Annotated in this window: 12 protein-coding genes and 2 pseudogenes; 7 read left to right on the top strand and 7 right to left on the bottom strand. The window is 56.6% G+C overall.

Features of this window, described 5'->3' with window-relative positions; all coding sequences use genetic code 11:
- Positions 1–104: 104 nt before the first annotated feature.
- From slmA to coaBC, 5 genes are all read right to left on the bottom strand, one after another.
- Positions 105–713 carry a nucleoid occlusion factor SlmA gene (slmA, locus tag JI62_RS10250; protein ID WP_088700068.1) on the bottom strand — a complete coding sequence of 203 codons (609 nt, stop codon included), beginning with the start codon at positions 711–713 and terminating at the stop codon, positions 105–107.
- Positions 714–732: 19 nt separating this feature from the next.
- Complete coding sequence (gene argB, locus JI62_RS10245; RefSeq protein WP_088700067.1) at positions 733–1,632, bottom strand: acetylglutamate kinase; 900 nt, start codon at positions 1,630–1,632, stop codon at positions 733–735.
- Between the two features lie 133 nt (positions 1,633–1,765).
- Positions 1,766–3,151 (bottom strand): phosphomannomutase/phosphoglucomutase, encoded by a 1,386-nt coding sequence (locus tag JI62_RS10240; protein ID WP_088700066.1) that lies wholly within the window; start codon positions 3,149–3,151, stop codon positions 1,766–1,768.
- Between the two features lie 61 nt (positions 3,152–3,212).
- Positions 3,213–3,671 (bottom strand): dUTP diphosphatase, encoded by a 459-nt coding sequence (gene dut, locus JI62_RS10235; protein WP_088700065.1) that lies wholly within the window; start codon positions 3,669–3,671, stop codon positions 3,213–3,215.
- Positions 3,668–4,963, bottom strand: coding sequence for a bifunctional phosphopantothenoylcysteine decarboxylase/phosphopantothenate--cysteine ligase CoaBC (gene coaBC, locus JI62_RS10230; protein ID WP_088700064.1), 1,296 nt, complete (start codon positions 4,961–4,963; stop codon positions 3,668–3,670). The genes dut and coaBC overlap by 4 nt, the downstream gene beginning before the upstream one ends.
- 175 nt (positions 4,964–5,138) lie before the next feature.
- On the opposite strand from coaBC, the gene radC reads away from it, so the two are divergent.
- From radC to JI62_RS10195, 7 genes and pseudogenes are all read left to right on the top strand, one after another.
- Positions 5,139–5,813 carry a RadC family protein gene (radC, locus tag JI62_RS10225; protein ID WP_088700063.1) on the top strand — a complete coding sequence of 225 codons (675 nt, stop codon included), beginning with the start codon at positions 5,139–5,141 and terminating at the stop codon, positions 5,811–5,813.
- Between the two features lie 258 nt (positions 5,814–6,071).
- On the top strand, positions 6,072–6,308 hold the full coding sequence (rpmB, locus tag JI62_RS10220) for a 50S ribosomal protein L28 (RefSeq protein ID WP_064236003.1): 237 nt from the start codon (positions 6,072–6,074) through the stop codon (positions 6,306–6,308).
- Between the two features lie 80 nt (positions 6,309–6,388).
- A complete protein-coding gene (gene rpmG / locus JI62_RS10215) occupies positions 6,389–6,544 on the top strand; it encodes a 50S ribosomal protein L33 (protein ID WP_022520204.1) in 156 nt (51 codons plus the stop codon).
- A 156-nt stretch (positions 6,545–6,700) separates the two neighbouring features.
- Positions 6,701–7,543 carry a bifunctional DNA-formamidopyrimidine glycosylase/DNA-(apurinic or apyrimidinic site) lyase gene (mutM, locus tag JI62_RS10210; RefSeq protein WP_088700062.1) on the top strand — a complete coding sequence of 281 codons (843 nt, stop codon included), beginning with the start codon at positions 6,701–6,703 and terminating at the stop codon, positions 7,541–7,543.
- A gap of 65 nt (positions 7,544–7,608) precedes the next feature.
- On the top strand, positions 7,609–8,799 hold the full coding sequence (locus tag JI62_RS10205) for a class I SAM-dependent rRNA methyltransferase (protein WP_088700061.1): 1,191 nt from the start codon (positions 7,609–7,611) through the stop codon (positions 8,797–8,799).
- A 35-nt stretch (positions 8,800–8,834) separates the two neighbouring features.
- On the top strand, positions 8,835–9,269 hold the full coding sequence (locus JI62_RS10200; RefSeq protein ID WP_088700060.1) for an acyl-CoA thioesterase: 435 nt from the start codon (positions 8,835–8,837) through the stop codon (positions 9,267–9,269).
- 174 nt (positions 9,270–9,443) lie between these two features.
- A pseudogene (locus tag JI62_RS10195) lies at positions 9,444–9,803 on the top strand (alanine dehydrogenase); the annotation flags it as partial.
- Positions 9,804–10,249: 446 nt separating this feature from the next.
- Here the strand turns inward: JI62_RS10195 and JI62_RS10185 are convergent.
- Positions 10,250–10,669, bottom strand: coding sequence for a hypothetical protein (locus JI62_RS10185; RefSeq protein WP_088700058.1), 420 nt, complete (start codon positions 10,667–10,669; stop codon positions 10,250–10,252).
- 12 nt (positions 10,670–10,681) lie between these two features.
- A pseudogene (locus JI62_RS23085) lies at positions 10,682–11,494 on the bottom strand (hypothetical protein); the annotation flags it as partial.

Below are 11,494 nucleotides of genomic sequence, written 5' to 3'. Positions count from 1 at the left end.
ATTATGTTTCGTCATGAAAAACACCCCAATCGTTGGATGAGCGTCCAACTTTTGGGGTGCAGTTCATTAAAGGGGCCGGTTTTTTGTGCAGCCATCACGCTAGCCTAAGCTGGCTGAGTGGTGGTGCGCAGTAAGTGGGCGGACAGTAGCGACCACTGATCTTCCCAGTGTTCAGTGGGCAGGCGTTTAAAATCGCTACGCACATACTGTGAAATGCGCCCCTCCGCCTGGGCCGCCAGCAAATTGGCAGCGGCAGAAGCGGGAATCGTGGGGCGCAGGCCTTCACGCAGTTCGGCTTCGCGCAGAATCTGCTTAAGCTGCGTCTCCAGTCGCTCGAACAACTGATTGACCCGCTGACGTAGCCGGGCGGTTTCGCCGGTGAGTACGTCGCCGCCCATTACTCGGGCGAGGCCAGGGTTTTTTTCAGCAAAGCCCAGCAGTAGCGCCAGTATGGTGCCACAGCGGGTGGTAGCGTCAGGAACGTCTTCTAAAATGCGCGTGATGCGGGCAAAAATACTCTCTTCAATAAAGTCGATCAGCCCCTCGAACATACGCGCTTTACTGGGAAAGTGGCGGTAGAGCGCCGCTTCTGAAACGCCGACCTGGCGAGCAAGGGCGGCGGTAGTGATGCGCTTGCCGCTATCTTCCTCGAGCATTAGTGCCAGGGCCTGAAGAATCTGCTCGCGGCGGCGTGGTTTTTGATCTTCGCTCATAATGTGGCCTCCGTCGCGGTTAGCTCGCGTCCTTGATTTGAGTACCGACCCCAGCGTTGGTGAAAATTTCCAACAACACCGCGTGGGGGACTCGGCCATCAATAATGTGCGAGCTGTTCACGCCGCCCTTCACTGCATCCAGTGCACAGCGGATTTTAGGCAGCATGCCACCATAAATCGTGCCATCGGCGATGAGGTCATCCACCTGAGCGGTGCTTAGACCGGTGAGGACTTCGCCTTCGGTATTCATTAACCCTGCCACATTGGTGAGCAGCATCAGCTTCTCTGCATTGAGCGCTTCGGCAATCTTACCGGCCACCAGATCCGCATTGATGTTGTAGCTGTGGCCTGCGGCGTCGACACCAATGGGGGCAATCACCGGGATAAAATCACGCGCCGCCAGCATCTCGATAAGCTCGGTTGAGATCGACTCCACTTCGCCCACGTGGCCAATATCGATAATCTCGGGCGCCGTCATTTCGGGGCTCTGGTGCTCAACCTTGAGCTGCCGGGCTCGAATTTGTGAGCCATCTTTACCAGTCAGGCCAATCGCTTTACCGCCGCTTTGATTGATCAGGTTGACGATGCTTTTGTTGACCAAGCCACCTAACACCATCTCGACCACGTCCATGGTTTGCGAGTCGGTGACCCGCATGCCGTTGACGAAGCGCGACTCGATGTTGAGCTTTTTGAGCAGATCACCGATCTGTGGTCCGCCGCCGTGCACGACCACCGGATTGATACCGACTTCCTTCATTAGCACGATGTCGCGGGCAAAGGAGTCGATCAGGGTGCTTTCGGTCATGGCGTTACCGCCGTATTTGACCACCACGGTTTTGCCGGAGAACTGCTGGATATACGGGAGGGCTTCGGAAAGCACCTCCACAACGACCTTGGGGTCGCGACTGGCTGAACTCATGAGGTTGTCCCTTGCGAACGTTTATTGTGCTGCTAACGTTTATGTTGATTAAGTGATGAGGGTCACGCTTTCTAGGTGGTCGCGATCCCTTCAGCGCCGAACTGTTTGGCGAGCTATCCACTGAGTTGCCGGGTCAGTGGGGTAGCTCGATGTCTGGCGCGACGTGCCGAAGCGCGTCGTTAAAAACGGCCTTGATACGTGCTAGCGCGGCATCGTCTTTACCTTCAAAACGCATCACCAGGGCAGGCGTGGTGTTGGAGGCGCGACACAGCCCCCAGCCATCCTGGTAGTCAACGCGGATACCGTCCAAAGTTGTTTTGATACCTTCGCCGAAGTCGCCCTCGCGAGCAAGCTTATCCATCAGAGAAAATTTGTTATCGTCGCTAACCGCAATATTAATTTCCGGGGTCGCAACGTCCTGGGGGAAGTGGGCAAAAAACGTATCGGCATCGTCGGTTTGGTTGGCGAGAATCTCTACCAGCCGAGCAGCGGCATAGAGGCCATCGTCAAAACCGTACCAGCGCTCTTTGAAAAAAATGTGCCCGCTCATTTCACCACCCAGCTGTGCGCCGGTCGCCTGCATACGCGCCTTGATCATCGAATGCCCGGTACGCCACATTTCGGGTTCGCCGCCGGCCTCGCTGATCACTTTGACCAGATTGCCCGTGCACTTGATGTCAAAAATGACCTTGGCTCCGGGCTGGCGCGCGAGCATATCGGTGGCAAACACCATTAGCAGGTGGTCGGGATAGATCAACTTGCCTGAGGGCGTCACCACGCCCAGGCGGTCGCCATCTCCATCGAAGGCAAGGCCAATATCGGCCCCAGTTTCATGAACGGTGCGGATCAGATCCTGCATATTTTCCGGCTTGCCAGGATCGGGGTGGTGGTGGGGAAAATGGCCATCTATTTCCGCAAACAGCGGGATGGTCTCGATACCTAATCGTGCCAGCAGCTGGGGGCCCAGCTCTCCGGCAACGCCATTACCACAGTCGACCACGGCTTTAATCGCTCGATGGATCTTAACGTCGCCTAAAATGCGCGTTAAATAGCGCTCACGGACATCCTGCTGGCTTATGCTGCCTTGTCCAGTTGCCAGCGCCCCGGACTGAATACGCTCGAAAAGCGCCGTGATGGCATCGCCGGAGAGCGTCTCGCCGCCCAGCACGATTTTAAAGCCGTTATAGTCAGGCGGGTTATGGCTACCGGTGACCATGACGCCCGATTGGGTGCCATCCAGTATATGGGTGGCGAAATAGAGCACCGGGGTGGGCACCATGCCGATGTCGATGACGTCGCACCCAGCGGCGGCCAGGCCCCGCATCAGTGCCGATTGCAGCCGGGCGCCGGAAAGGCGGCCATCGCGTGCGACCACCACGCTGGATTCGCCCCGCTCCGCGGCTTCAGAGCCCACCGCGCGCCCGATCATTTCTACCGTCTCTTCAGTGAGCGTTTCGTCAACGATGCCGCGAATATCGTAGGCGCGAAAAATCGAAGCGGGTACAGGCTGTGCGTTCATAGGGCTTCCCAGCTAACAGACGTTGCCTTAACAAGGCTTCCTAAATAGGCGTGATCATTGGTTACTGACTGCCAGTGCTGCCAAATCCGCCGCTGCCCCGGGAGGAGTCTTCAAAAGCGTCCACCAGGGAGAGTTCGGCTTGTACCACTGGCACAAGCACGTACTGTGCCAGTCGGTCGAAAGGAGCTAGCGTAAACGTACTTTGACCACGGTTCCAGACCGAAATCATCAGCTCGCCCTGGTAATCTGAGTCGATTAAACCGACTAAATTGCCCAGCACGATGCCATGTTTATGCCCCAAACCGGAGCGCGGCAGGATCATGCCCGCCAAACCCGGATCTTCAATATAGATGGCAATGCCGGTGCGTACGAGCTGGCAATCGCCGGGCGCTAATAGTAACGGCTCATCCAGCAGGGCGCGCAGATCCATTCCTGCCGAGCCCTCGGTGGCATAGTGCGGCATGTAATCGTGCAAACGCTCATCTAATACTTTGCACTGCAGGCGGGGACGGGCACTCATGAGGGCTCTCCAGGTGTTTGTGTAGGGGGTGTTGTGGGTAGCAATGCGAGCGCTTGACGGATAATGGTGGTGGCCAGCTGGGTCTTCGGCTGTGCAACTTCTGAGCGGCTCTCGACGCCTTGAGGAGTGCGCCAGAGTAGCCAGGCGGCGTTTTGGTCGCTGCCAAAGCCTAGGCCAGCCTGGGAGACGTCGTTGGCGACGATCATATCCAGTCCTTTGCGCTGTAGTTTATCCCGTGCGTAGCGCTCAACCTCCTGGGTTTCGGCGGCGAAGCCGACCACCAGCGGGCGCTGTTTTGCGGGCAGCGCCGCAACGCCAGCGATAATATCGGGGTTTTTAACCAGGGTCAGGGTAAGTGTGTCGCTATCCTCCTGCTTTTTGAGCTTATGCTCGGCAGGGGTTGCCGCGCGATAGTCGGCAACAGCCGCGCAGCCGATAAACAGCGCCGCTTCAGGCGCTAGCCGCTGAGCTTCAGCGTGCATCTGCTCGGCTGACTCAACGTCAATCCGTGTGACGCCCTGGGGAGTGGGTAGGTTAACCGGCCCGCTAATCAGCGTTACCTTGGCCCCTTCCTTCACTGCCGCTGCGGCCAGGGAAAAGCCCATTTTCCCAGAGCTGTGATTGGAGATGTAGCGCACGGGATCCAGTGGCTCACGGGTAGGGCCAGCGGTAATCACAATATGAGGGGCATGTGAGTGAGGCGCTGTGGTGATAGGGGCTGCAAGCAGCGCCGTAACTGCGCTAAAAATCTCTTCAGGCTCGCTCATGCGCCCCGGCCCCACATCGCCACAGGCCTGGTCACCGGCGGCGGGGCCGATCAGTTGCCAGCCATCATGCTCAAGCTGCGCTACGTTGCGTTGGGTGGCGGGGTGGCGCCACATCGCCTGGTTCATCGCTGGGGCAATCAATTTGGGCGCTTCTGAGGCCAAGCAGAGCGTAGTGAGCAGATTGTCGGCCATACCGTGCACCAAACGAGCGATAAGATCGGCAGTCGCCGGAGCGATCAGCACGACATCCGCCCAGCGGGCCAGCTCAATATGCCCCATCCCCGCCTCAGCTTCGGGGTCGAGTAAAGAGGTGCGCACGGGCTCACCGGAGAGCGCCTGCAGCGTGAGTGGGGTAATAAAGGCTTGAGCCCCGTCGGTCATAACCACGCGCACCTCGCAGCCCACCTGCTTGAGCAGTCGCACAATCAACGCGCTTTTATAGGCAGCGATACCCGCACTGACGCCGAGCAGTATGCGTTTGCCTGCCAGCGTCGAGGCGCTTGTCGAGTTAACAGCAGAGGCCATGGTCAGCGATCCCTATCCGCGTTCGTAAGGAGGCTTACCATACCACTGGCACTAACAATTTGGCATATTGAGCACAAACAAGGGTAAGCTAGGTTTAGTGAGGCTTGTTGCTATAAAGCGATGCGTGTTGAGGCTGGCTTCGATCAACCTAGATGAGCAGCGTGGGTGAGGTGCGATGGGAATCAATCACTGGCCGGAAGGTGAGCGGCCCCGGGAAAAGTTACTTAACGTCGGCGCCCAGGCGCTCTCCGACGCTGAATTGCTGGCGATTTTTTTGCGCGTTGGCGTGCAGGGGCGTTCGGCAGTCGATTTAGCGCGTGATCTACTCAGCAGTTTTGGCGGCTTGCGCCAACTGTTAGAGGCTGATCAAGAAAGCTTCTGTACTGCCCGGGGGTTAGGTAGCGCCAAGTACGCTCAACTTCAGGCGACGCTGGAGTTATCGCGACGCCATTTAGCCAGCCAACTGGCGCGAGGCAATGCACTGACATCGCCTGCCCTGGTGCGCCACTACTTGAGTTCGCAGCTACGCCATTTAGGGCATGAGGAGTTTGCGGTACTTTTTTTGGACACCCAGCACCGAATTATTCGCTATGAATCGCTGTTTCGCGGTACCCTAGACAGCGCATCTGTATACCCCCGCGAAGTTGCCAAACGTGCGCTAGAACTGAGCGCTGGCGCCGTTATTCTGGCTCACAACCACCCATCAGGTGTGGCAGAGCCAAGCGATGCTGATCGACGTATCACTGCACGCTTAAAAGATGCGTTGGCCCTTTTTGACGTGCGCGTGCTGGATCATTTCGTGGTGGGGGATGGAGAGGTGGTTTCTTTTGCCGAGCGCGGCTGGCTATAAGCAGCATCAATAGGTTCTGCTCTACGCCGTATTGACTAAGTCGAATGAGCGAAAAAGTGCTTTTTCAGCCTTTTTTGGGGGTTTTGCTTGCTGCAAGTCGGGCGCTCTGGTATAAAGTGCCACCTTTAAACTTGGGTTGAATAACGGATTTGGATAAAGCTTGGCGGTTAACGGCGCCGATACCTTCCCTGCTCCGGTTTGCCCGACAGTTTTGAACACTCAGGTAATTATATCCTGGCCAAGCAGTTGGAGGCTCTAATGTCCAAAGTATGTCAGGTTACCGGCAAGCGTCCGGTAACTGGAAATAACGTTTCACACTCCCAGCGTAAGACACGTCGTCGTTTCTTGCCAAACCTGCACACTCACCGTTTTTGGGTTGAGTCTGAAAACCGCTTCGTCAAGCTGCGCGTTTCCACTAAGGGAATGCGCATCATTGACAAGAAAGGTATCGACACAGTTTTGGTTGAAATTCGTAAGCGCGGCGACGCTATCTAAGCCAGCTTTTTATACTAAGCCCTTTGGGCCAGGTATTTTGGGCCAAGCATTTCGGCCAAGCATTTTGGGAGAGTTTAACCATGCGCGATAAAATCAAGTTGGTGTCTAGCGCCGGTACAGGCCACTTCTACACCACTGATAAGAACAAGCGGAACACTCCGGATAAATTCGAATTCAAGAAATTCGACCCGGTCATCCGTAAGCACGTGATCTACAAGGAAGCTAAGATCAAGTAATCGCTTTTGCGATGTTGATCGGCTTCCACTGCAGGCGAGTGCCTGTTCAAAAACCCGGCCCCAAGCCGGGTTTTTGCATGCATGCATTTCCCATATCGCAGCTTTGCTAAACCACCTTCACAAGGCTGTCATTACAAGCCGGTACGATGCCTCAATATGCCCGAACTGCCCGAAGTTGAAACCACCCGCCGCGGAATTGCTCCTTATATTGAAGGCCAGGAAGTTACCGAAGTGCTGGTGCGTCAGCCGCGGCTGCGTGTGCCTGTGCCCGATGACCTGGCCGAGCGGCTGGTGGGCGCGCACATAGGGGTATTGAGGCGGCGGGCAAAATACCTGCAGATTCCTGTCCAGCCTGCTAACGGGGGCAAAGGTGACGTTGGCGCGACGCTGTTATGGCACTTGGGTATGTCAGGTAGCCTGCGGATTGCCCGGGTAGGGGATTTGCCTAAAAAACATGATCACGTGGATGTGGTCACCGCCAGCGGCTATGTACTGCGCTATCACGACCCCCGTCGGTTTGGCTTTGTGGATTGGCAGGCCGAAGACGAAACACAGGATAAGCGGCTTGCTCACTTGGGCCCCGAGCCCTTGTCTGATGCGTTTAACGGCAAATGGCTCTACACGCTCTCACGCAATAAGCGCGTGGCGGTAAAACCGTTTCTGATGGATAACCAGGTGGTAGTCGGCGCCGGGAATATCTACGCGGCGGAAGCGCTGTTTATGGCCGGTATTGACCCGCGCCGCGCGGCGGGAAGGGTTTCCCGTGCGCGTTACGACGCCTTGGCCCTTGCTGTTAAAGAGGTGCTGGCGGCGGCAATTACCCAAGGGGGTACCACGCTGCGGGACTTTGTCAGTGGCCAGGGCGAGCCCGGTTATTTCGCCCAGCGTTTGAATGTTTACGGCCGCCACGGCCAGCCCTGTTTGCGCTGTGGCGTTGAGCTTCGCCGCATTACGCTTGGCCAGCGCGCCAGCGTGTTTTGCCCCGGCTGCCAGCGCTGATGTCGACCTATAAGTGCTATTGTTTTATTTAAGTATTGCTTTGCTTACGTTTTTTGGAGATTGCTGTGACCCAACGCCTGCGCCTGAATAAAAATGCTGACCGTCGCCTGAAAGCGGGTCATCTCTGGATCTACTCCAATGAAGTGGATATCAAAGAGACGCCGCTGAAAAACTTTGCGGCAGGCGAAACCGCTTTGGTAGAAGCCTCCAATGGCAAAGTGATGGCTGTTGCGTATGTGAATCCTCATTCGTTAATTGCTGCCCGGGTCATGTCCCGCGACCCTGAAATGCGCTTGGATCGCTCGCTGTTTGTGCACCGCTTTAATCAAGCGCTGGCACTGCGCCAGCGCCTCTATGCCCAGCCGTTCTATCGCTTGATCCACGGCGAAGGTGATCTGCTGCCAGGCTTGGTGATTGATCGCTTTGGCGATGTCCTCGTCGTGCAGCTCAATACCGCGGGTATGCAGGCGCTGGCGGATGAGATTGTCGATGCGCTGGAAAAAGTCATCAAGCCGGAAGTGATTGTTTTCCGAAACGATACGGGTGGTCGTCGTCAGGAAGGTCTTGAGGCCCACGTTGAGGTTGTCAAAGGCACACTGCCTGACGAGGTAGTGCTCGAAGAGAACGGCGCCCGCTTTGTGGTACCGGTGCTTAATGGGCAGAAGACCGGCTGGTTCTTTGATCACCGGGTTAATCGCGAATGGATCAATCGCAATGTGGAAGGTAAGCGCGTGCTGGACGTATTCAGCTACGTAGGCGGTTGGGGCGTACAGGCGGCTGTTCATGGCGCGAAAAAGGTGATGTGCCTTGACTCTTCAGGCCCGGCGCTGGAGCAAGTCGCCCGCAACGCTGCGCTCAATGGCGTGCAGGAGAAGGTAGCGGTGAGTGAGGGAGATGCGTTTGAAGCGTTAGCGGCGCTGAAGGCGGAGGGCGAAGAGTTCGATGTGATTATTCTTGATCCTCCCGCATTCATCAAAAAGCGCAAGGATATCCCCAACGGCGAGCGTGCCTATGCGCGCTTGAATCGGGAAGCCATGCGTTTGTTGGGGCGCGATGGCCTGTTGCTGTCAGCCTCCTGCTCCATGCACCTAGCGCCCGAGCGGCTAATGGATGTGGTGCGCGGTGCGGTTCGCCACCAGGATCGCCATGGGCAGGTGATTTTCCAAGGTCACCAAGGGCCAGATCACCCGGTGCACCCGGCTATCCCCGAAACATCTTATCTGAAAGCGCTGGGTGTGCGGGTGTTCCGCGACTAACCACGTTTTGAGCCATCAGCGGAGGAGCCAACGCCATGGAGTGGGCGCTACCCGAGCCTTTTGTGATCAATATCCGCGTGGCTGATGAAGCGATTGATGCCTATCAGCACGTCAATAACAGCGAATATCTACGCTGGGTTGAGCAGATTAGCTGGGCGCACTCCGAGGCGCTCGGCCTCTCTCTCGAGCGTTACCGCGAGCTTGACCGTGCCATGGTGGTTCACCGCCATGAGCTGGATTATCTGGCGCCTGCCTTTGCCGGCGATGCGTTACAGCTTGCGACCTGGATTGTCGATTGTGACGAGCGCTTCAGTCTGACCCGTCGCTTTCAGCTGGTGCGTGCCGAAGACGCTAAAACGCTGCTTAACGCCCGCACCCGTTTTGCCTGCGTGGCACTCTCAACGGGGCGGCCCAAACGCTTACCAGAGGAGTATCGGCGTATTTACGGCGGCGCTGTTATTGTGGAGTGACGTAGAATGAAGTTGATTTTTTCGTGTAGAACCGGCAATCGCTAGATTTTTCTCCTAAAAAACGCCTTAACCGGCGTTTTTTTTGTTTTGTGTTTCTGGGGTGGTGGTCAACGTTAGCTGTGCTGTAATTTGCTTATCAACAAGAATGGTCTTTACAAACACAGGAAAAATCCAATGAAAATCGCCGTCCCTAAAGAGATCAAAAATCACGAATATCGCGTGGCCCTAACGCCGACTGGCGCCCGGGAGTTAACCGGGCGCGGTCATCAGGTGAGCGTTCAAAGCGGTGCCGGCGAAGGCGCAGGCTTTGCGGATACTGATTACCAGGCTGCCGGCGCACAAATAGAAGCAGATGTGGACGCTTTATGGCGCAACGCCGAGCTGATCCTCAAGGTGAAAGAGCCGCAGCCGGACGAGGTGGCGAGACTCACCCCACAGCATACGCTGTTCACCTATCTGCACCTGGCCGCCGAAGAGGCCCTTACCCGCGGGCTGATGGAGAGCGGTGCCACCTGTGTAGCGCGTCGCGAAATTTGAGAAACCGCGCCGCTTGGTATGAGAATACTATTAAAGGGGTTTAAACGCCGGTTAACTGCCAGTTAAAGGAGAGAGCGAAAGGCCATCCTTGGCAGGTCTTACTCCCTAGCTAGAGCTTAGCAGTAAAGCCGACTTGCAGGTGTTTGGTGACCAGCGCCGGTGTTCCAGCACCTGAGATGGTCACTCCTCTTCTCATCCCGCCTGATAATCAACCATAATAATCCCTGCCGCGCCCTCGCTAGTCATCTCTGCACACGACGTTAATCTCGTATCGATCCACGGGCGACGCCTGGGGCGCCAATCGCCGTTATTCTCGTACTCCGCACACGTTTTTTGATCAGCCATAGCCCGTGCGTCGCCTTCTGACTCTGCACGTATCAACATGCCTTGCGTGACATCATGCCCAGGGTTGAACGGTTGGACGAGGTTTAAGATGAAAATTTTCATGCTTGAACTCCAGTTGCTTGCAACCCTGCATTAATAAACAGCTGATCCACTTGCTCAGATGATAACCCCAGCGCCTGTGCAGCAGAGTTCAGTGTCGGGTCACTGCGTCGCCAGTTTTGCGCTTTGTTGATAAACGCACGCTCTGAGAATGTGCGGGCTGGGGCAGATGCCCAGCTTTCGTAATCCTCTGCTAGGCCCGCTTTATCTAGTGCCAACAGCGCTTCTAAAGCGGGTATAGAATCAGGCACTGGAGCGGGCGGTGCGGGTGGCGAAACAAACTCACCAGTTTGAGCGTCGTAGCTGTCGCCAATGCGCGCATCGTCGCTAATAATCCAACCCTGCGATTGAGCAAACGAGCTGTCACTGACGTTGACTATGTTGACGACTCTATCGTTTTCGATAATTACGGCTTTCATATCTCACCCCTCTTAATATTGCCAAACGCATACGCGGCCATCACCGCCGTCGCCGCTCTCGTTACCTGCGCCACCTGAACCGGCTCCGCCACCGCCACCTGGAAATTCACCAGGCGAACCCGCCGTATCAATGCCACCGGCACCGCCGTCGCCGCCGTCTTGAGACACGCCCCCATTAACTATCGTAATCCCCGATGTGCCGCCGCCACCTGGGCCGCCGCCACCACCGCCTTTTATGCATGATGCTCCAATCTCAGAAGAACATCCGCCGCCGCCGGAGCAGAAGCCCCCTTGAGGTCGAATGATGGTCGAGAGCCCAATTTTATAAGTGCCGAGTTCACCGCCTCCACCCGATCCGCCACCAATAGCAGTGCCACCGAGTCCACCTGATGCAGTCAAATAGCCACCAAATTGGGAGTCGCCTCCGTTTCCGCCAGTGCCTCCCGCAGTGTCGGTACCTGCGCCTCCGGCACCCACTATGATGTTTAACGGTGTCACTAGATCGGCAGCGCGGAATAAACCTGCGTTGAACGCGCCTCCACCACCACCGCCACCTCTTATCGAGTCGCTGCTCGCTACGCCACCAGCACCACCACCGCCGATGACTTCCACGTACACCCAGCGCGCACCAGGTGCTGGCTCCCACTGAGCTGACTCAGTGAATTCTGTGTAGCTGGTAATGATCGGCTCCGCATCTGCTGCGGACTGCGCGGCAGCTGAGGCTGAGCTAGCGGCGGAGTCTGCTGAGTCAGACGCCTCACCGGCTTTAGTGGTCGCCGTATTAGCAGCCGTGCTGGCCGTGGATGCTGAATTAGCGGCGGCGTC

It is taken from the genome of Halomonas campaniensis (assembly GCF_002211105.1).
GTDB classification, from domain to species: domain Bacteria; phylum Pseudomonadota; class Gammaproteobacteria; order Pseudomonadales; family Halomonadaceae; genus Vreelandella; species Vreelandella campaniensis_A.
The sequence above is the reverse complement of the archived record's forward strand: the minus strand, read 5'-3'. Positions and strand labels throughout refer to the sequence as shown.